Origin of the sequence: Rhodococcus sp. IEGM 1307 (assembly GCF_030056915.1) — a bacterium.
Taxonomy (GTDB): Bacteria; Actinomycetota; Actinomycetes; order Mycobacteriales; family Mycobacteriaceae; genus Rhodococcus_F; species Rhodococcus_F opacus_D.
The window spans coordinates 44359-65711 of record NZ_JASHKW010000032.1 but is presented as its reverse complement, the minus strand read 5'-3'; the positions used below and the strand labels follow the sequence as shown (position 1 = coordinate 65711).

Genomic DNA, 21353 nt, shown 5'->3' with positions numbered 1-21353 from the left:
GTCGGGCGCCGATGAGCCAGCCTATGATTCCGGCCATTCCGTCGCATCCGTGCCGGGTTTCCGAGTGCTTAGCCAAGGTGACGTATATGTCAAAGATACGGCCTTCAGACCCCTCCGCCAGAAAAGGCGATGACCTGTCCGCTTACGAAGTTGACCTGTCCGGACACCAACAAGGAGATGAGCGCACCGATCTCCTCGGGCCTGCCGAGTCGCTGCAACGGGACGCTTGAGCGGACTCGCTCTGCGACCATAGGATCATCCATGCCATTGGGCAAGTAGTTGCTGTCGAGGAAGAAGGGAGCGACGGCGTTCACCGATATCCCGTCCGGTCCCAGCTCGCGTGCCAGTGACCTGACGAGCGCGTTAGCAGCTGCCCGCGACGCACCGTAGATCGACATGCCGGAGCTTGTGGCCAGCGGCGCACCAGAGGTAACGAACAGGATGACCCCGCCACCCTGTTCCCTCATAGGAGGCGCTGCGGCCATCGCGAGTCGGGCAGGGTGGATTGCGAATGCCTCAAGCAGGTCACGGAAGTCATCAGCGGTCCGCTCGGTAAACTCGCCTTCCCTGAGGTCACCGATGTCGTTGCTGATAGCCACATCCACGCGCCCGAACCGCGCGACGGCCTCGGCCACGAGGCCTTCCGGAGTGTGTGCTGGTGAGGCGATACAGTCGGGGTAGGAATCCATGTAGGCAGTTCGCGCGCCGGCATGGCGAAAGTCGTCGCTGTGACAGATGGTCACGACCCCTTGGGCGGTGAGAGCGGCGACCACCGGTGGCCCTGCGTAGTCCAAGACGTTGGTGACCACCGCGATGCGCTGGTTCACGCCCTGCTTGGCTGATCTGCGGAGTGCGGGCGGGGCAGGGAGAGGATAGCGGCAAGCCCGATGACAGAGCCTGCGATAACCCAGTAGGCGGGGGCCAGCTGGGAACCTGTCAAAAGGACGAGTTGGGCTGCAATGAACGGGCCGAAGCCACCCGCGACGGTCACGCCAACGTTATATCCGAGCGCCATGCCGCTGGTCCTCACGTTTGTCGGAAAGAGGTCGGCGAAGATCGCCCAGGCTGGGGCAGTTTGAGCCCCGGCGATCTGCATGAACACGGTATACAGGATTGCCACGACCATAATGCTGTCCGTGCGGGCAAGGCCGAGGATCAGTGGGTAGGCCAGGACAATGTAGGCGACTGTCGACACTAGTAGCAGTCTGCGCCCGCCGATGCGGTCAGCCAGGATGCCGTACAGCGGAATCGTGAGGGCCTCCAGAGCGATGGCGATGGCGGTGACCCAGTAAACCTGGTTCTTCGGGAACCCCCGCTCGCTGATCAGGAACACGGTCAGATAGATAAGCCCTATATAGCCAGGGGCGGACAGACCGATCTGGATGCCTATCACGCGGATCACGGACTTCGGATAGCGCAGCACGACATCGCGGAACGGGCGGGGGCTGAGCTGTGCGTTCACCTTCTCGCGGACGAACTCAGGCGAGTCGTCCATTGAACGTCGCAACCACAGGCACAACAGCGCGAGTGGAAGACAGAGCAGGAACGGGATCCGCCAGCCCCACGACGCCATGTTGTCGGGACTCACTACGAGACTGAGCGCCCCGGTGACGACGGCCGAAAGAACGTATCCCCAGCTGCCGCCACTGCCGATGAAGGAGCTGAAGAAGGTGCGCCTCGCCGATGGCGATGACTCGACCGCATACGCGGTTGCCCCCATCGCCTCGCCTGCCGCAGATAGTCCCTGGACGAATCGGATGAGCACGAGAAGAACGGGGGCCGCAATGCCAACGGTCGCGTACCCCGGAAGCATGCCGATCGCCGCGGACGCCAGGCCCATTACCAGGATCGTGAGGAGCAGCATGGTGCGTCTTCCGTGGCGGTCGGCGTACCGACCGATCAGGATTCCGCCGAGTGGTCGTGCGAGGTTGGAAACGCCGAGTGCCCCCAGCGCGGCGACCGTCGAGACCGCGGGATCGTCGGAGGGAAAGAACAGTGGTGCCAGGAAGACTGCGAGAAGTCCGTAGAGGCTGAACTCGTAGTACTCGATCACGGTCCCGAGGCCGCCGGTGAGGGCAGCTCGACGTCCTGTGGCAGACGTGGCGGTCGGTATGTGTTCCGTCTTGTCGTCCAAGATCGGGGTTTCGAGTGGCTCAGAAGTTGACATATCCATGCCTTGCGTGTGGCGTTGATTCAGGTTCGAGTGAGTGCTCGGCGGCGCCCGCGGGATGCGGGCGCCCCGGATCAGCGAAGAGGCGGACCCAGCGATGCCGATTCTGAGTACTCCTTCGCGAGGTGCCACTTCAGTACCTTCCCGGACATGTTCCGCGGCAGCGGGGACTGTCGCAGCACGACGTACCGCGGTAGCTTGTAGTCCGCGAGGTGGGACTTGCAGTAGCTACGGATCGCGGCGGGTTCCAGATCGGCGTCCGCCGACGGATGGATGATCGCTGCCGCAGTCTCACCCCATTTTTCGTCGCCTACACCGATCACGGCGCATTCGGCGACGCCTGGGATTTGTGCGAGCACGCCTTCGATCTCGGCAGGGTAGACGTTCAGGCCGCCCGAGATGATCATGTCCTTACTTCGGCCGACGATGAATAGGTACCCTTCCTCGTCCAGATAGCCAAGATCTCCCGTCATGAGCCATCCATCAACGATGGTTGTCGCTGTGGCGGCTGGGTCCCCCCAGTAGCCGAGCATGACTTCTGGGCCCTTCACTGCAACCTCACCCACATCGCCGACCAGCAAGTCGACCAGCTGGTCACGGGCGGGTCTGATGATGCGGATCCGGTTGTGTATCCCGGCGCGTCCCACCGACTCGGGGTGGCGTCGTGAGTCCTCGAAACTCTGCCAGGTCGTAGAGCTGGCGCCTTCCGTGAGGCCGTATGCGTTTCGGACCGGGATGCCAGCTGCCCACATGGTACGCAAAAACGTCTCGCTGACGGCCGCACCTCCAGTCACGCAAGTGCGTAGCGACGACAAGTCGAAGCTCGCGAATTCCGGATCACGTACCATCCCTTCCCAAATCACCGGGACGGCGGTGAAATGCGAAATCCTGTGCTGCTGAATTACTTCAAGAGATCTCCTGGCGTCGCTCACTGTGTCGAGGACAGTGAGGCCACCACCGACGTAGGTGACCCCCCACAGCATCACGAGGGTTCCGGTAAACGCGAGTGGAGCCGGTAGGTAGAGCCGCGCACGCTGCCCGAGGTCGTCTGCGAGATTGCGGTAATGGGCGGTGGCGAGCACGTTGCCGTGGCTCAGCATTGCCCCCTTCGGCCTGCCCGTCGTACCGCTGGTGTAGCAGATGAATGCCACGTCGTCCGATTCGATCGGCACATCGACGTCGGTGGAGTCCTCGGAGTACAGCGCATTGAGTATTTCTCCGAAGCCCGAATCAAAGCCGACTCGGACGATGTCGCCCAGCTTCGGCTCATTGGCCTCGTCGGCCAGGTCGTCGAGTGCCTGCGCCGCGACCTCAGCGTTTGCCGGGTGCGCGATCACCATGCTGCATCCCGAGTGCTGGACGATGTAGCCCAACTCCTTCGCTGTCAGCCGGTGGTTGAGTGGGACCGTGATCGCGCCTAGCTTGAAGCCTGCGATCACGATTTCGAGGTATTCGCGGCAGTTCGGTGCGATCAGCCCGATACGGTCGCCTTTGACGATCCCGCGCTCTTGCAGTCCGTTAGCCAACCGGGACGTGCGTTCGTCCAGCTCGGCCCACGTCGTGACCTCATCGCCTTCGATGATCGCTTCGTTCTCCGGAATCGCACGCCCCCAGAAACGGACGAAGTCTCCCAGACTCTCACGACTCGCCATATGCCCAGCCCATACTCACACCGGCCCGCACCTCAGCGGGCTTACCAACAAAGATTATCCGCCGCTGTCCGGATATCCGTCCTGCGCTCATGCGACGAACGGTCGCGGCACGTTGACAGCGTCTTCCTTGAGGAGCTCTCGAGCCAGGAAAGCCCGGTGGACCTCATTTGCCCCCTCGGTGATGCGAAAGAGACGGACCGTGCGCATCATCCGCTCGATTGGGTACCTGTTCGTGTAGCCGATCCCGCCCAGAATCTGCAGGGCCCTGTCCAGGACGTCCCATGCCATCTCGGTACCCATGATTTTCACCATCGCCGACTCCATGCGGCACCTCTCGCCGGCATCCAGCTTGCGGGCAGTGTCGTGCGTCAGCGCCCGGACCGCGCTCACCTGCATTGCTGAGTCGGCCAGCATGAATTGTATGGCCTGCCGAGACGCGAGCGGCTCACCGAAGGTGTGCCGCTCGTTCGCGTACGCAGCGGCAATTTCCAGTGCCCGCGCCGCCGGACCGAGCATCCCAGCACCGTAGTAGAGCGTCCGGATCCGGCCGAACCATTTCTGTCCCAGGACAAATCCCTCACCGACGGCACCAAGCACGTCGTCGTCGGGGACGAAGCAGTCGTGCAGCCGGATCCAGGTTGCGACCTTTCCGGACATCGTGGAGGTCTCGCCCTCGATGCTGACCCCGGGATTGTCGACGCTCACGATGAACGCGGTGATTCCGCCCCGAGATCGCTTCTCCGGGTCTGTGACGGCGAAGACGATCCCGAACCGTGCCAGGAAGAACTCGCTCATCATTCCCTTGACTCCATCGAGGAGCCAGCCGCCGTCGACCCGTGTCGCCGTGGTCGCCATCATCCCGCCTGGGTCGGATCCGGCGTTGGGCTCACTCATACCAATGAAGTAGCCGCATCCCTCGTCTGCGACTGGCCGCGCGTAGAGCTCGCGCTGGCGTTCCGTGCCGTGCGACAGAATGATCGACGGCGGGTTGCCACCGAAGATGCCAGCGCCGTAGTAGCCGCCGCTGACCCCGCTGACGGTGGTACGCATAATCTCTTCGAGGAGGACGGCGTTTTCAAGCACGCCGAGCCCCTGCCCGCCGAACTCTTGCGGCGCCGAAAGCCCCCAGAACCCTGCAGATCTGGCCTCTTCTTGCAGCTCCTTGAGGAGCGGCTCATCGGGGAGACCCTCGACGGGAAGCTCACTCTCAAGAGGAATGAGCCGCCGCTCGACAAAGTCGTGCAGCGCTACGCGGCGCTCTTCGAGCTCACCTCGATTCACGATCCAACCTCGCTTTCCGAGCGCAATGCTCGCTGTGTCTGCGATCCGGCGGCCGGCTGCGCAGAGTAGAACTGTCTCTTCCATTTCATAAACGTCTTGAATGGCGCGATCTCCTCCGCAACGAGGTGCGCCTGCGAACCTGCTCGGCGGTGTGTCCAGATGACCATGTCGTTCTCAACTTGGCGGCAAGCCATCTTGAACCGGGCGAGCTGTTCGCCGGTAGGGACCTCCGAACCCGAGGCATTCCGCGGTAGGACCATGGTCATCATCACGTCGCACCGATTGCCGTCGACAGGGGTCTGCGCCTGAATCAGCGAGGCACCGTCGGTGAACCGGGCAAGGATGAGTCCGAGACCCCAGTTCGTGACCTCCGTGACCGCATCCACGACCTCACCGCCACCGTCAGGGCCGTAGAGCTTCATCGGCATGGAGAATCGCACGTGGAATCGATGGTCAACCGGATCCAGCTGGAGGATGGAGCCGATCTCCGGCGTCTCGTGCACAAATTTGAAATGGCTCATGTCCACCGTGTTCTCGGTGACGAAGTCAATGTGCATCGGAAGCTCAGCATAGCGGCGCGACGTGTCCGGGCCCACTGGGCAGAACGTCGACTCACCCATTCCGGGCAGCTCGTCAGTACCGGGCGGATCGAAACTTGGTGCGGTTCCATCTGGGCCGTACCACGCCAGGATGACCGAGCCGCCCAGTTCGACGACGTGCCATGAGCGTAGGCCCTTCGACACGCTCACCCGAGAGCTGTACGGGATGTGCGTGTTGCATCCTGAGCGGTCGAATTGCCATCCGTGGTAGGGACAGGCGAGCCTCTCCCCCACTGTTCGGCCGCCGAAACCGATGTTCGCATTCATGTGCGGGCAGTACGCATCGAAGAGCCCTACATCACCGGACTCGTATCGGCACAACACCAAGTCCTCGCCGAAGAAGCGGAGCGGTCGCACATCGCCGCGAGCGAGCTCATGCGACCACCCGATCTGGAACCAGCCGGCGGGAAAATCCCGCTCAGACCCTTGAAGTTGCATTGTCTCCCCTTGCTGGAGTTGCGTCATCGCTTCCCCGCGCTGAGGGCCCGGCTCGTCGGGGGCCTCGCGTCGTGGTCGGGGCAGCGTCCAGCCAGACTTTAATCCAACACTGCTTGGAAAGCTACCTCGCCATCCAAAAGGTGATAGTCGCCCCGTGAGCTGAGGATGAATGAAATACACGCCGACACTGGTCATGTAACGGCGAAACCTGGCCACCAGGCAGCCCGGAAGGGCCGCCTGGGCGTCACGTGTGCATGTTCAAGGGTGCAACCCTTGACGCACTGGGGGTGGTCGGTCAACAGCAGCCGGCATCGACATTCGCCTCGACGCCGGGAGGCCGACTCGTCCACTCCGCCTTACGCAACCAAGGGGCCGAGATGGTTGAGTTTGGGTTCAGTTTCACCTAGCTTGGGACGGGAACGGCATCACTGACCCTGAGGTTTAGTTACTGCGGTGCGCCGCGCAACCTCGTGGACCTCGGCTCGGGTTCGCCGAGATCACCCAGCGTCCACCATTCCCGTCCAGAGCCCGGGGTTCGCCTTCAGCCCCCTCGAACGGCGTACCACTCCCCGGGACCTATGCCGAATCAGAACCTATATGCAGGACTGCTGCTGCAGCCTCACCCGGCCCGACCGGGTCACAGCACAACGTAATCGAAGTAATCGAACGAACTAACCGCACCTACGAACTTAAGGAAACAAGATGTTGGACTCATCGATCCGGACCCAGGGGTTACTGAGGTGAGTGCGCCGGAGTTGGCAGGCGTCGACCCGTCCACGTTGCGCGACTGGATGTCGGACCGCGGCATCGCCGTGAGCGGGGCCCTCCGTCTCCGTCGCCTGGGCGACGGTCGGTCGAACCTTACTTTCGCGGTCGTCGACGACGCGGGACGCCAGTGGGTTATCCGCCGTCCACCGCTGGGCAAGCTCCTCGCGTCCGCCCACGACGTCGGCCGGGAGGGTCGCGTGCTCACGGCCCTGGCGTCAACCGAGGTTCCCGTCCCGACGGTTCTCGGCCTGTGCGACGACGCGGGGGTCGCGTCCGCGCCGGTGCTCGTTATGTCGATGATCGAGGGCTCGCCGGCCCATGAGCTAGCTGACCACTCACAGCTTGGGCCAGCGATCGGCGAGGAGCTCGGGCGGTCCATTGTTGGGGCCTTGGCTGGGATCCACCGAGTCGACGTCGCAACGATCGGATTGGCCGACCTGTCGAGCCATGCCCCGTATGCTCCCCGCCAGCTTCGGCGATGGTCGCGACAGTGGGAAGAAAGCAAGTTGCGTGACATGCCCGCGCTAGACCGACTGAGCCGGTGGCTAGAGGAGCACATCCCCTCTCAGAGCGAGACAACGCTCTTGCACGGTGATTACCACCTCGGCAATCTCCTGGTAGACCGGCAAACAGGCCACCTGCGGGCGGTCCTCGACTGGGAATTGTCCACCCTGGGCGACCCGCTTGCGGATGTCGGGACGATGCTCGGTTACTGGCCCGAGCCAGATGCGGACGGCGCGGGTGTCACGACACCTCACAGCGCATCCGCCACCGGCCTGCCGGACCGCCGGAAGATGGCCGAGCTGTACGCAGAGTCATCCGGCCGGGACCTCGCTGACGTCACCTTTTGGTACGTTCTCGGGCTCTGGAAGATCGCGATCATCATCGAGGGCGTCCGGCGGCGGGCGAGAGAAGCTCCTTCGCCGGACAGAGGCGCGGCACTGCCGTCGGCGGACTTCGTCGACAAGACGATCGACCGCGCCTGGGCAGCAACCTTGACAGGCATCTGAAGCCCGCAGACGACCTGCGGAACGCCGCCGACACTGACCAACCGCGCTGTCGGCGAAGCGCTTACCGAATCCTAACGACCAACCTCAAACACTCACGAAGGAGATCAGCAGATGCGCGACGCAGTCATCGTGGAAGCGGTCCGGACCCCGCTTGGCAGGCGAATGGGAGTCCTGTCGGATGTACACCCGGTCGACCTATCTGCGCACGTGCTGCGCGCGCTGGCCGATCGCAGCGGGATTGACCCAATGGTGGTCGACGACGTGATCTGGGGATGCGTGAGCCAGGTCGGTGAACAGACGTTCGACATTGGCCGCACGGCACCGCTGGCGGCGGGCTGGCCGGAGACGGTCACCGGGGTTACGGTCGACCGGCAATGCGGTTCGTCACAGCAGTCCGTGCACTTCGCCGCCGCCGGGCTGATCGCCGGACAGTACGACGTGGTCGTCGCTGGTGGCGTGGAATCCATGTCACGGGTGCCGATGGGTTCGGCGATGGGTGAGATGGATCCGCTCGGAGACCACTTCCGAGCCCGGTACGGGCCAACTTTCCCGAATCAGGGCCTCGGGGCGGAGATGATCGCGGAAAGGTGGGGATTCTCCCGTACTCAGCTCGACGAGTTCGCCCTGGCCAGCCACGAGAATGCCGCCGCGGCACGAACCGCGGGCCGGTTCGACGCACAAATTGCTCCTATCACTACATCTGACGGCACTGCTGTGGCGCAGGACGAGGGCATCCGCCCTGGCGGCACGGTCGAGAGCCTGGCCTCGTTGAAGACCGTGTTCAAGAAGGACGGCGTGATCCACGCCGGCAACTCCTCGCAGATCTCCGATGGTTCGGCTGCGCTTCTGATGACCACTTCGGAGAAGGCGGCCGATCTGGGCTTGACCCCGATCGCGCGCGTGCACACCGCCGTCCTCGCCGGCGCCGACCCGGTTATTATGCTGACCGCACCCATTCCCGCCACCCAAAAGGCGCTGGCAAGATCCGGATTGAAGCTCGACGAGATCGGGGCTTTTGAGGTCAATGAGGCGTTCGCTCCTGTCCCGCTAGCCTGGTTGGCGGATCTCGGTGCCGACCCCAAGGCGCTAAACCCGAACGGCGGCGCGATCGCCCTGGGCCACCCGCTCGGCGGCTCGGGCGCCCGACTGATGACCACGCTCGTGCATCACATGCGCGACAACGGTATTCGCTACGGACTACAGACCATGTGTGAGGGTGGCGGCCAGGCAAACGCCACCATCCTCGAGTTGCTCTGATCTGTCGCCCGAAGGAGCCCCTCGTTGACGACAGGGCAGATCGGGCTAGTCGCAGTGGACTTCGACTCGCCGCCGTCGAGAAGCTGTTCGTCGGCGGCGACTCAGTAGAGATCGTCGCCCTGCGTCCTCGACGAGCCTAGAGTTCGTCGGGACCAGCCCGATGATGTTGGGTGCCAATCAAGTTGATTCTGGCGACCTCGATGAACCGTGAGGGGAGCTCTACGCCCAGCGACCGTACGCATGGCCCATCGTCACCATCGCACGGCCCGTGGAGGCCGTACCCACCCTGCCTTCCGCAACGGCCTCATGGGATTACCGCCCCGTGAGGACCTAACCCCTGCCTTTACCGTCGCACCCGGATCGTAGACTCGCCCCAGCTCGACATCCTGACGTTGGTGTCCGAATTCCCTGCGGGACAGAGCCCTTCGCTGGACCCTCCCCTCGATAGGCCGCGTTCGCGGCGCATCGAGGGCCGCTCCGCCAGTAGGCCGAGAGGTCATCTACTCAGTTGCCCCCGCAGCGCTACGTTGCGAGGCCTGTGCCGCAGGGCGATACGACACGCCCGCAAATGCGCTGCGCAACTGCAGCGGACGGAACGGAGGAAGTCAACCCTATACAATCCAATCGCCGTTGGATTATGCTCCACGTCACATAGCCGCCGTTATGCGGCGGGCACTACAACCAAGGGGACCAGATGCACATCACTGGCAGTCTCGCCAGCGACGAGCAGCACGCGACCGATACCGATACCGATACCGATCACCAGGCTGTCTCCACGCAACAACGCATCGGACTGGTCGACCGCCGCTCCGTCCAAACCACCGCACGACGGATCTCCGCACTCGCACTGGTCTGCATAGTCGGGCTGTTGTGCCTTCCCCCGGTGTACTACGTGATCGACGCTGCACTCTCGGAAGGTGGTGCCGGCTTCGGCCAGATGCTTGAGGATCGCGCCCTCGGTCGAACGGTGCAAAACACGATCACGCTGGCCCTCGGCTCGGTCGTAATCAGCACAGTACTAGGGATCGTGCTCGCTTGGGGAGCCCAAGGCCTCAACCGCCGCAATCGTTGGCTGGGATACATCCCCCTGATCCCTCTCGTGATGCCCGCCCTCGCTGCAGTCACGGGTTTCGGCTACCTCCTCAATCCCACCATCGGCTTCGGCAACATACTGCTACGGAAAGTCATGTTCTGGTCGGACTCACAAACCGGCCCGTTCGACATCAACACGGTCCCGTTCATTCTGATCGTGACGGCAACCCTGCTGACGAGTTTCGTGTACCTCTTCGTACGCAGCACCCTCTCACAGCTCGATCAGGGCGTCTACGACGCAGCCGCGGCATCCGGTGCCTCACCCACCCGCGCGTTCTTTCTGGTGATACTGCCCCTCCTCCGGCCTGCAATTGTGTACTCGTCGCTGACGGTCATGCTGCTAGCCCTCGGGCAGTTCGCGGTCCCACTGTTCCTCGGACGCCAACAGAACCTGAACGTGCTGTCCACAGCGATGTACATCAGCATGTCGTCGGCGCCGCCGAACATTCCGCTCGCCGCGGCGTACGGACTCCCTATCATCGTCACGGGTATCGCCTTCCTCGCCATCCAGCGAATCGTTCTCCGCGACCAGGACCGCTTCGCCAGCACAGGCACGAAAGGTGCGGCGCGTGCACTGAACAAGAGCGGCTGGTTCTCCCACGCCGCGCTGGTCGCTTACGGGCTATTTGCCGTCGCGGCTCCAATTCTGTGTGTCGCTGTCGTCGCCTTCCAGCCTTACTGGTCGAAAGACATTGTGATCAGCGAGTTCACACTCGAGAACTTCCGCGCTGTCTTTGCCAACCCCAGGTTGACCGATGCGATCGGCAACACCGCCGTCTACTCGCTGACAGCAACTGCGGTCGCTGTCCCAGTCGGCTACCTGTGCGCGAAGATCCTCTACGCCCGCCGACAGCAGAAGGTCATAGCCAATATCATCGACGTTCTCGTGAGCATGTCACTGGGCATCCCAGCGGTGATCTTCGGCGTCGGCTTCTTGCTGGCATACACCCATGGCCCCCTCAACCTCTATGGCCGCGGTGCAGGACTGGTGATCGTATACCTCGTGGTCACCCTGCCCTTCATAACGCGCATGGTGTTGGTGAGCCTCGTCAACCTGGGCAGCAACCTCGTCGACGCTGGTGCAGCCTGCGGCGGACCACTTTGGCGCCGAATCCTCACGCTGGAACTTCCGATGCTGCGCCCGACTCTCGGCAATGTAACGGCGCTCTGCCTGATCCTGACAGCGCAGGAGTTCGGGGCATCGATCCTCGTTCGCTCTACCCGGACCCAGGTGATGTCCACCGTTCTGTACGACCAGTTCGCGAACGGAAGCAACTCCCAGGTCGCAGTCATGGCCTTCCTTATGTGCGCGATCACCGGCATCAGCGTGCTGCTCGCCCTGGCAATCGGCCGGCCCTCAACCCCCAAGGAGAACTGATCATATGTACGTTCGACATCCTCTCGATGCGAGGGACAGGCATGTCTGACCTCAAGGTTAAGGACCTCAGAAAGGCCTTCGGCAGCCACGGGAGCATCGTTGCCGTAGACGACGTCTCGCTCGAGGTTCCCCACGCCGAGATGCTCGTCCTTGTCGGGCCGAGTGGCTGCGGGAAGTCCACGACGCTGCGTTGCCTGGCTGGTCTGGAGAACCCGGATGCGGGCGTGATCGAATTCGGTGATCAGACAATTTTCGATGCTGAGCGCAGGGTCGCCGTCCCGATCCATCGACGAGACATCGGACTGGTGTTCCAGAACTATGCACTGTGGCCGCACATGACAGGTTGGGACAACATCGCATTCCCACTCAAATCGCGCCGAATACCCCGCGAGGAACGCAAGAAGAAGATTGCGGCGATCGCCGAGGTCGTTGATCTCGACGGACGCCTGCTCGACAAGCGCCCTGCCCAGCTAAGTGGCGGGCAGCAGCAACGCGTGGCACTCGCCCGAGCACTGGTCGCGGAGCCCAAGATCGTCATGTTCGACGAGCCTCTGAGCAATCTTGACGCCGCGCTTCGGGAACAGCTGCGTTCGGAGATCCGGCGGCTCCACGAGCAGATCCGCTTCACGGGCGTCTATGTCACTCACGACCTCACCGAAGCGATGCTGCTCGGTGATCGGGTGGCCGCGATGACCGATGGCGCGATCGTTCAGCTCGGCCGTCCCGACGAGCTCTTCGCCAGCCCTGCGACGAGCAGGATCGCTCGCATGATGGGCTATCGGCGGTTGTGCTCGATCACAGGCCGAGATGACCGGTGGAGCGGGACCGACTGCGAGTTTGCCGGTCCCGTCCCGCATGAGTTCGACAAGGGCAAGTCCTACGAACTGTTTACCCGGCCGGAGCACATCTCGATCAGCCCAGTCGACATCGACAACGGCTCACCGTCCGATCACGAGTACCGCGTCGGCGGAGGCATAGTGGCGGGTGTCGGCTACCTCGGAGGTGAGCAGGAGCTGACCGTCGAATTTCGCGGGCGGAACCTCCGGCTGGTCATGCCACTCGGCCAAATCTTCGTACCGGGAGACCGAGTCGACCTGATCACGCGGGTTTCGGAGACCCGCATCTTTCCTCTTGCCGAACAAGCAAACGCTCACACTGACCGGGAGACGGACTTATGACGACGAGATATTGCAATGGGCTGGTAGGCCGATTGGCCCGGGCTGTCGCTCTATTGTGTGTGGCACCGCTGGCCCTCACCGCATGTGGCGACTACGACGGAAGTGGCAGTGGCAACGCACCTGCGATGGCACGGGGCCCGGAGGCATCGTGGGCAGACGTCGTCAAGGCCGCCGACACCGAAGGGCAGCTCGAGGTGTGGTCTGTCCTTAATCCGGCGCACAATGCGGCGGTCGAGGCGGCATTCGAGAAGGCGTACCCGTCAATTGATCTGACCATCGCCCAATACGGCCCTCCGGAGATCAGCACCCGTGTCGACGCCGAACAGCAGGCCGGGGTCGGCACAGTCGATGTGTTGCTGAGTACCGACCGAATGTGGCACGAGAAGCACTTGAAGGATGGATATTTCCAAAAGATCGTCGGTCCCGATGCGCTGGCGGCCGACGAACTCCTCCGTAACGGCGCCGCACCGACGACGGACGGCGTGCCGAAGGCCACCCAGACGCTGTACGACGATGACACGCGGCTGATCACCTCGTTTGCAGCGTGGGGCTATGCGTGGAACACCGACGCCGTGAACCCAGCACCGAGCTTCGAGTCGCTGTTCGCGGATGACACCTACAAGGGCCGCATTGGCATGAACGACCCCAACGTCAACTCCGTGAACGCGGTGCTCTTCGGCCGACTCAACGAACGGTATCCCGGTCTCTTCGAGCGTCTCGGCGAGCTGCGCCCGACGCTATACGCTAGCTCTGGCCCGGCATCCGAGGCACTCGGAGCAGGCGCCGTCGACGCAGTCCTGGCGATCTCCGGATCAGCGGTGGCTCCGGTCAAAAAGGCGGGATTTGCATTCGACAGCCAGTTCCCGGCACTGGCAAGCCCATTGTATGGCGAAGTGCTGGCTTCCTCCGAAAGCCCAAACGCGTCACAGCTATTCGTCAACTGGCTTATGACCCCGGAAGGACAGGAGGCGTGGAGCGCCGGCTACGCATCGGTCCTGCCGAACATCTCGACCGCGAACAACTCCGCTTCCGGCATCGAGGTGTTCGAAGCGGAGTCAGTCGACCCCAAAAAGGTAGCAGCCTGGCAGGACGAACTGAACGTCGCGCTCGGTCGCTGATCCGGCAATAAGTGCGGGGTTCGATCACATAGCAGAAGCGATCCATGCCTCCAGGGCCCCGGCCTTGTGAAGGCGCAGACCTAAGGGGTCAAACCCAAGGAACGCTGATTCGATCGCTGATGGTTCCGCACCGAAGCCTGTTCATCACAGTGTTCTCGGTGCGGAACCAAAGATTTATCGTCTCGCGCAGCTCTAATAGGTCAGTCCAGTGCGCCGTGGAATAAGCAACTAGACGGTGACGCGAGAACAACTGGCCCTCCAGCGCGTATACCCCGTTGCGGCGAGGCAACCAAAATTCCGACGGCCTCCTCAGAACGAACAGATGTGTGAGATCCCATGAATTCTCTCGGATATCGCCGATATCGCCAAAGGCGCCGCGCCGCGTGGATCGAAGCCAACCGCAAACGCAAACATCCTGACCCCGAAGCGGAGCTCCTCCTCGAATTCGCTAGCATGTGGACACCGTTCGGGGGTGCTACCGACGAGGAGATCCTCGTACGCTTCGGAATGACAATGCGGCAGTTCATCGAACGTTTGTGGCAGGTCCTTCCTGAATCGAGCTGCGACCAAGGCGAGATACGCAGGTTGGCAGACGCATATCCACACCACCGGTCCATGCACGGTTCCTAGCCCTCCGAATGCCACTCGGCGTTCGGTTGCGCGAACGGCCCAGTCGACCGGCGGGCACGAAGGATCCCAGATCTCTACGCAAGAATTCACAGTAAGCAATAGCTAGGAAGGCAATGTGGCACACCAGCAGAGATCCCCGACATCCTCGAGGAAGACGTCACATGCCCCCAGCGCAGATCTATGGGCGGTCCGCGATTGCCGCGCTTGATCCCGATCCCAGGCACGGGCGCCTCACACGAGCGACCCGAGCTTCCTAGTGGATCGCTGTTGAAACAGACCGGCATGATATTCATTGCATGCAGCAATAGCGTTGTTTCCACTTCCCTGCCCGGGGAACTCCTGTGCATACCGAACTCCTTGCTCAATCCGCGCGCCCGAACGCTGCGCAGGTATTCCTCAACTGGGCACTTAGCGTGGAGGGACAGAAGGTCTGGTCCGAGGTCGCTCGCTCAGTTCGCCCGGACGGCGCGGGACCACATGCATTGTTCTTGAGCGCCATCGAATTGTTCGAGTCGGAAAACTTAGATTGAAACGAGTTGATGCGGAAGCGCGCCGCGCTGAACAAGGCGGACGCTAACCCCCGAGAGGACGCCTCCTCCTGATGCAGCCAAATCAGGGCGGAGGAGCCGCGAAAAGACATATCCCTGACTGCCGAGGAGCAGCATCATGGCTACACCGCCCATATTCACGGTACTCCCGTCACCGCCGCTCGCTGGTGGCACCGAAATTCGCGATTCATTCACAGATACGCTCGCGCTCGCCCGGCGGGCAGAGGAGTCCGGGCTCGATGGCTTCTTCCTCGCGGACTCACTCGACTACGAGCCAGCGTTCTCGTCACACACAAGGTTCGAACCGCTATCGCTCGCAGGGGCCCTACTTTCGTGCGTCGAGCGCATCAACGTGATCACCACGATCTCCACCACCTTCAATCATCCGTACCACATCGCGAGGTCACTGACCTCCCTCGCTCACATCGGGCAGGGTCGAATTGGTGTCAACTTTGTGACCTCGTTTGGGGGAGAACAGAACTTTGGGCTGACCGAGCTACCCACACCTGATGAGCGCTACGCCCGCGCCGAGGAGTTCATTGAGGTTGTCAGGCAGCTGGGGCGGAGTTGGGGACCGGAAACGCAGGATCCCACCCCAATCAACTACTCCAGTGACTATTTGAAAGTCAAGGGACCACTCAGCATCAAACCCCACAAAGACGAGCTGTTGGTCGGCCAATCTGGCCAATCGCCCGCAGGCATAGAACTTGCCGCGAAGGCCGCGCAGTTCGTCTTCACAGCAGCGCAACTCGACCACCTTCAGCAACGCTATTTCGATGCGCTGACTGCTAGCGCCTCGACAGTACGTGCCGATGGCACCCGGCCAACAGTCCTGTCCGGACTTGCACCGATCATCGGCGACACCACGGAGCAGGCGTGGGAACACGAACGGGCGATGTGGGGGACGCTGTCGTATGAAGAGCAACTACGGAGAATCGAGGAAGTGCTCGGTATCGACCTCTCCGACGTGGAACCTGGAGACCGTTTCCCACGCGAGCGACTGTTACCTATCGAGGACATTGTCAGGCGTCCAGGCCGGGCCGCATCCATCTACGAGTTCCTCGAGAACAACGACCTCTCCCTTGCCGAGCTTGTTCGCACACAAACCCGACACAACGGCCACCGCACGGTTGTCGGTACCGCCGACCAGGTGGCCGATGAGATCAGCCGGATCGCGGGACTGGCCTCACTAGACGGTTTCATCATTCTCCTTCCCAAGCGTTCGGAGCTAGTTGATTCTGTGTTCGATGAACTCTTCCCCCGACTCAGTGACCGTGGCGTCCTAATCGCGGCTACGGATGCCGAAAGCACTCGAGCAAGGTTCGCGCGTCGGGGCTAGAGGTGTTGCCACTTCGAAACCATCAGAGGAGAGAATTCAGAACAATGTCCAGTAACTACAGGGTGCTCGGCCGTACTGGGGTGCGGGTCAGCCCGCTGACTCTGGGAACCATGAATTTCGGGTCTTACGGTCGAGTGTCAGCTGCAGACGGTGCCGAACTCATCTACCGCGCGGTCGATGCGGGCATCAATATGATCGACACAGCGGACGTCTACTCCTACACAGAGGCAGAAGAGATCGTCGGAAATGCATTGGCCAACAGCGGGAAGCGAGATGATATCGTCCTCGCGACCAAGTTCAACCGCGCTCTCGACAAAGACCCAAACCACCGCGGAAACTCACGCCGTTGGATCAAGCTCGCTGTCGAGGCCAGCTTGCGGCGCCTAAAGACCGACTACATCGACATCTACTATGCCCACCGGCCCGACGAAGACACAGAATTGGAGGAGACGATCGATGCCCTGGTGGACTTGGTGCGCGAGGGAAAGATTCGTTACTACGGAACCAGCACCTTCCCCTCCGGCCAGATCGTAGAAGCCCAATGGCTCGGCCGGTCGCGAGGTGTGCGACCAACAGTCGAGCAACCGCCCTATTCAATACTCGTCAGGCATAGCGAACGAGACACGCTGCCGACAGCAATGCAGTACAAGCTAGGCACGTTGGTGTGGAGCCCGTTGGCAGGTGGATGGCTTTCCGGCCACTATCGCCAAGCAGAGAAGGATCCCGGGTGGCAGCGGTGGAAGAACCCGTTACGTCACGACCCAGAACTCGAGGTCAACAAGACCAAGGCTGACGTCGTACGCCAGCTTCAGGCAGTTGCCGACGATGCCGGACTAACACTCCTACAGCTTGCAATTGGATTCGTACTCGAACACCCCGGTGTGACATCGGCAATTATTGGGCCGCGCACCGTGGAGCAACTGCTGCCGTACCTAGACACGCCCGAGATCGTGCTAGACAACGACACACTTGATGCTATCGACGAAATCGTCCCACCAGGAGTAACTCTGAGCCCAGGCGACGTCGGCGACATTCCGCCGGCCATCGCGCAGCGGAAACTCCGTAGACGTCACTATCGGAAGGGCTGAGTGCGTGTCACTCTGGAATGTCTATGTCGGCGGTGTAACCGAGGACGTATGGAAGTATCACCCGCGTCCGAACCCCGACACTACAATTCCCGCCAGGGGAATCGAGCGCTTCCTGTTCGACGACTCCGACGGATCCCTTTCCCATCAGGAGACGACTGAAGGCGACCTCTTCAGTCCGCAGCACCTGGTCCGACACCCAACAATGCCGGTACTCTATGCTGCCGAGTTCGCACGTCCTGGAAGACTACTTGCGTTCGCGATCCATCGTGATGGCCACCTCGAACGTAAGTCGGCAGTTGAGACGAACGGCGCCCTGGCCATCTCCGCCGCCGTTCACCCGAATGGCACCCATGCCTATGTCGGTCATCTCGGTGACGGAGTCATCACAGCAAGCCAGCTCGGTTCCGGTGGAGAGATCGTTGCCTCCGAACCGATCATCGAACCCAACACCAACGCCAACGGACCGGCCTCCAAGATCCATCACGTGCGAATTGCACCCGGCGCGGGCGCACTTATCGCTACAGACTTCGGACGCGACGAGATTTTCGCCTACCCGCTCAGTCAGTCAGGCAACCTGTCCCGGGACCCGATTACGCGCGTTTCGTTCCCGGAGGGCAGTTCTCCGCGTCAAGTTGAACTACATCCATCGGGTAAGTACGCGTACGCAGTTGGCGTGGGTGACTGTCACCTCTACGTCCTTGAGGCCGAGAACTTCGTGCCTCACCGGATCATTTCTCGCCGCCCCGTCGCACAGCCCGGTTTCCGCGGTAAGAGCTCAGCCGCAGAGACCAGCCTGCACCCCGACGGAACCCGACTGTTCGTCGGCGTTCGTGGCGCTGACAGCATCTCGACATTCGGCCTCGATGGATCAGGCGGCGCAACCTGGCAGCACAACGTACCCAGCTTCGGTTGCTCGCCGCGCGCCATCGAATTAGACCCGTCGGGCAACTTCTTGTTTGTTGGAAACTGGCACTCCAACCGCGTCGTAGTTTTCAAGGGCGCCGATATGGACAAGCTGCTCACATCTCACGACCATATTGACGTTCCCTCTCCGAGTTCGTTTGTTTTCGTCCCAATGTCGGTATGAAATGCGGCCATATTGCGTTTCGCCAGTCAGATCGCGGTGGCTCGCTTGTCATCGGAACTAGGATGTTGGACAGCGTCCTTGGCATGATCAAACAGGAAGTGAAAGCCTGGAAGCCGTCAGACTTTGGCCAGGCGGTCAAGAAGTAGGCACAGGTGGCCACGCTTGTAGCCGTCGACGTCGTACACGGTGTGTGCGCCCGGAGACCTATACCACCGCAAGCGACCTGCATCCGAAGTCGCAGACTGTGCTGCATTCTCACGTCACTCATCATCATCACGGTTGGCAGCGGCGCCGTCGTTATCGTGGTGGTGCAGGCCAATACCTCCGGGTCGGCGGGGTCATCAGCGTCCAGCAACTATTGCGACAGCATTCCTCCGAAGCTGGCAACCCGGTCCGGCGCTACGCGAAAACGCACCACCTCCCCAATCCGTGCGATACAGCTGACGAAAGGCTTGCCCACTCGTGAAGACCAGCGTTGTTGTGGGAAATCCAAAACCCGCTTCGCGCACACTCGATGCCGCGGGGGTGCTTGTGGGGACTTTGACGGGATCCGATCCGGATCGTGTCGTTGACCTTGCGTCTCTCGGCACAGGCCTAATGGGGCGGGGTGACGAAGGGGTGAATGCAGCAGTGACGTCTGTGGCGTTCTCAGATCTGGTGGTGCTTGCGAGTCCGACGTTCAAGTCGACGAACACCGGCATCCTGAAGCTAGTCCTCGATCAGTTCGCCAGCGGTGAGGGATTGAAGGACGTGGTGGCGGTGCTTGATGTTGGGTGCGGGGCAGACGCACGCGATGGCTCCGGAACTGCTGCTCAAGCCGGTGCTGGTGGAGCTGGGCGCGACGACACCGGCTCCTGGGCTATTCCTGATCGATTCGACCTACACGACGGACACCCGTATCGCTGACGACGCCGAATGGTGGAGCGGAATCGTCATGGCGGCGATCCCCGGAACGGAGGCGTCATGACACTCGCTCACACAGACCTGGATACACCGATATTGCGAAAGGCATTCGGGCAATTCCCCAGTGGTTTGGTGGCGATCTGCGCCGAGACCGAAGGGGGGCCGGTCGCGATGACGGCGAGCAGCTTTGTCGGGGTGTCGCTCGAGCTCATGCGGGTAAACGAGCTGGAGTGGCGGGACGAGATGCCGATCGTGTTTCACCGCGGCCGAATCACTCGACTCCAGGCTCTGGGGTGATGCATCACGTGAAGGCGGCGCTGGTCGCGTTGCGTGCGGGTCAACCGGTTTTGGTCACTGCGGATGCAGATCGGGAGAGCGAAGGGGATGTCGTTCTCGCGGCGCAGCACGCGTCAGCGGAATGGGTGGCATGGACTGTGCGGAACACGTCGGGCTTGTTGTATGCGCCGATGACGGGTGCGCGGGCGAATGTGTTGGCGTTACCTGCGATGGTGGCATGCAACCAAAATCCGATGCAAACGGCGTCCACGGTGAGGGTAGGGGCCGCGGTAGGGGTCTCCACGGGGGCCAGTGCGGCCGATCGGGCACGGACGCTGCGGGTACTGGCGGATCCTGCGTCGACGGCGGGAGATCTGATCCGTCCGGGGCGCGTGCTGCCGCTGCGGGCACACCCTGGTGGGGTTCTCAAGCGTCGAGGGCCCACGGAGGCAGCGGTGGACCTGTGTGTATTGGCGGGCCTTGCGCCTGTGGGTGTGCTCGCGGAACTGGTGACCGACGACGGGTCGATGATGCGGATGCCGGACATCGAGGATCTCGGCGCACGGCACGGCCTGCCGATACTGACTATCGCGGAGTTGACTGCGTGCCGGCGTGCACATCGGGTTACGGCGGTGACGGTGCCGCAGGATCGGGTCGAGCGTGCCGACGAAACGGTGATTCCGACGCGGTTCGGAGTGTTTCGCGCCATCGGCTACCGGGACCGGGCCACCGGCGCGGAGCATCTGGCGCTGGTCGCGGGTGAGGTCGGTGACGGGTCGTTGGTACGCGTCCACTCGGAATGCCTGACGGGTGAGTCGTTCTCGTCGCAGCGCTGCGAGTGCGGTCCACAACTCGATGCGGCGCTCGCACGCCTGTCTCTCGAGGGCGGCGTGCTGGTCTACCTGCGTGGGCACGAGGGGCGGGGCATCGGGCTGCTAAAGAAGATCTCGGCGTACCAATTGCAGGATGCCGGTCTGGACACGGTGCAGGCGAACCTTCAGCTCGGCGAGCCCCCCCGACGGTCGGGAGTACGGGGGCGCGGGCGGCGATCCTCCGTGATCTCGGTGTGGGTTCGGTGCGGCTGCTGACCAACAATCCGGCGAAGATCGCGGGACTGGAAAAGGACGGGATCGTGGTGTCGAATCGGGTGCCGTTGTACGTGGGGGCAGGTCCGGCAAATGTGCGGTATCTAGAGACGAAGCGGAACCGGATGGGCCACCTACTGCCTGCAGTGGAACAGTCCCAGGGCAGCACTGGCTCTACGGGGTGTACGCGCGTCTCGGAGGGTACGGACCGATCGGGGTGATGGTCGGCGTGTGCAGGCAGATTTAGTTTCCGGTCTTCGGCGCGGGAGAGTCCGGTGGTGGGCGATATCGCGGGAAGTCGACTCGATCGAGGCGGGGCGGGTGCAGGAGGCGAACGAGTCCGCAGAGCGGAGCCGGTGAGTCGAATCGACCCGGACGGGGATTTGCCCGCATTCAGTGCCCCGATCCCGCAGAGCTCGGTCAGCGTGCCAGATTCGGCAACTGCAGATTCGATAT

General features: G+C 62.3%; 14 protein-coding genes and 2 pseudogenes. 11 read left to right on the top strand and 5 right to left on the bottom strand.

From position 1 onward, the window contains the following. Positions 1–104: 104 nt before the first annotated feature. The 5 genes from QM841_RS39660 to QM841_RS39640 form a co-directional block, all read right to left on the bottom strand. Positions 105–827: an SDR family oxidoreductase gene (locus QM841_RS39660; protein ID WP_283336273.1), complete on the bottom strand. Its 723-nt coding sequence runs from the start codon at positions 825–827 to the stop codon at positions 105–107. Next, positions 824–2134 (bottom strand): MFS transporter, encoded by a 1311-nt coding sequence (locus QM841_RS39655; RefSeq protein WP_283336272.1) that lies wholly within the window; start codon positions 2132–2134, stop codon positions 824–826. Before QM841_RS39655 ends, QM841_RS39660 begins: the two co-directional genes overlap by 4 nt. 110 nt (positions 2135–2244) lie before the next feature. Next, complete coding sequence (locus QM841_RS39650) at positions 2245–3822, bottom strand: class I adenylate-forming enzyme family protein (RefSeq protein WP_283336271.1); 1578 nt, start codon at positions 3820–3822, stop codon at positions 2245–2247. A gap of 87 nt (positions 3823–3909) precedes the next feature. Beyond that, on the bottom strand, positions 3910–5103 hold the full coding sequence (locus QM841_RS39645; RefSeq protein ID WP_283336270.1) for an acyl-CoA dehydrogenase family protein: 1194 nt from the start codon (positions 5101–5103) through the stop codon (positions 3910–3912). After that, on the bottom strand, positions 5100–6167 hold the full coding sequence (locus QM841_RS39640) for a Rieske 2Fe-2S domain-containing protein (protein ID WP_283336269.1): 1068 nt from the start codon (positions 6165–6167) through the stop codon (positions 5100–5102). The genes QM841_RS39645 and QM841_RS39640 overlap by 4 nt, the downstream gene beginning before the upstream one ends. Positions 6168–6895: 728 nt before the next feature. On the opposite strand from QM841_RS39640, the gene QM841_RS39635 reads away from it, so the two are divergent. The 11 genes and pseudogenes from QM841_RS39635 to ribA all read left to right on the top strand — a co-directional run bounded on the left by QM841_RS39635 (position 6896) and on the right by ribA (position 21118). Then, entirely contained in the window at positions 6896–7918 is a 1023-nt protein-coding gene (locus tag QM841_RS39635; RefSeq protein ID WP_283336267.1) for a phosphotransferase family protein, read from the top strand. A 111-nt stretch (positions 7919–8029) separates the two neighbouring features. Then, positions 8030–9175, top strand: coding sequence for a thiolase family protein (locus QM841_RS39630; RefSeq protein WP_283336266.1), 1146 nt, complete (start codon positions 8030–8032; stop codon positions 9173–9175). Between the two features lie 694 nt (positions 9176–9869). Further along, a complete protein-coding gene (locus QM841_RS39625) occupies positions 9870–11645 on the top strand; it encodes an ABC transporter permease (RefSeq protein ID WP_283336265.1) in 1776 nt (591 codons plus the stop codon). Further along, positions 11573–12823, top strand: a complete 1251-nt coding sequence (locus QM841_RS39620; protein WP_283336264.1) for an ABC transporter ATP-binding protein — start codon at positions 11573–11575, stop codon at positions 12821–12823. The genes QM841_RS39625 and QM841_RS39620 overlap by 73 nt, the downstream gene beginning before the upstream one ends. A 59-nt stretch (positions 12824–12882) precedes the next feature. Beyond that, the gene (locus QM841_RS39615) at positions 12883–13941 is read left to right on the top strand and encodes an ABC transporter substrate-binding protein (protein ID WP_283336263.1); all 1059 of its coding nucleotides are present in this window, start codon (positions 12883–12885) and stop codon (positions 13939–13941) included. Positions 13942–15237: 1296 nt separating this feature from the next. After that, positions 15238–16458, top strand: coding sequence for an LLM class flavin-dependent oxidoreductase (locus QM841_RS39605; protein ID WP_283336261.1), 1221 nt, complete (start codon positions 15238–15240; stop codon positions 16456–16458). A gap of 44 nt (positions 16459–16502) precedes the next feature. Then, positions 16503–17546: an aldo/keto reductase gene (locus QM841_RS39600; protein ID WP_283336260.1), complete on the top strand. Its 1044-nt coding sequence runs from the start codon at positions 16503–16505 to the stop codon at positions 17544–17546. A gap of 4 nt (positions 17547–17550) precedes the next feature. Then, entirely contained in the window at positions 17551–18633 is a 1083-nt protein-coding gene (locus QM841_RS39595) for a lactonase family protein (RefSeq protein ID WP_283336259.1), read from the top strand. A 462-nt stretch (positions 18634–19095) separates the two neighbouring features. Continuing rightward, positions 19096–19600 (top strand): annotated as a pseudogene (locus QM841_RS39590) (NADPH-dependent FMN reductase). Next, a complete protein-coding gene (locus tag QM841_RS39585) occupies positions 19597–19833 on the top strand; it encodes a flavin reductase family protein (RefSeq protein WP_283336258.1) in 237 nt (78 codons plus the stop codon). The pseudogene QM841_RS39590 and the gene QM841_RS39585 overlap by 4 nt, the downstream one beginning before the upstream one ends. Next, positions 19833–21118: pseudogene (gene ribA, locus QM841_RS39580) on the top strand (GTP cyclohydrolase II). The gene QM841_RS39585 and the pseudogene ribA overlap by 1 nt, the downstream one beginning before the upstream one ends. The last annotated feature ends 235 nt before the right edge of the window (positions 21119–21353 follow it).

Coding starts and splice junctions, on each gene's coding strand:
- QM841_RS39630 (WP_283336266.1), top strand. CDS start 8,030: ATGCGCGACGCAGTCATCGTGGAAGCGGTCCGGACCCCGCTTGGCAGG.
- QM841_RS39650 (WP_283336271.1), bottom strand. CDS start 3,822: ATGGCGAGTCGTGAGAGTCTGGGAGACTTCGTCCGTTTCTGGGGGCGT.
- QM841_RS39625 (WP_283336265.1), top strand. CDS start 9,870: ATGCACATCACTGGCAGTCTCGCCAGCGACGAGCAGCACGCGACCGAT.
- QM841_RS39600 (WP_283336260.1), top strand. CDS start 16,503: ATGTCCAGTAACTACAGGGTGCTCGGCCGTACTGGGGTGCGGGTCAGC.
- QM841_RS39640 (WP_283336269.1), bottom strand. CDS start 6,167: ATGACGCAACTCCAGCAAGGGGAGACAATGCAACTTCAAGGGTCTGAG.
- QM841_RS39605 (WP_283336261.1), top strand. CDS start 15,238: ATGGCTACACCGCCCATATTCACGGTACTCCCGTCACCGCCGCTCGCT.
- QM841_RS39585 (WP_283336258.1), top strand. CDS start 19,597: ATGACACTCGCTCACACAGACCTGGATACACCGATATTGCGAAAGGCA.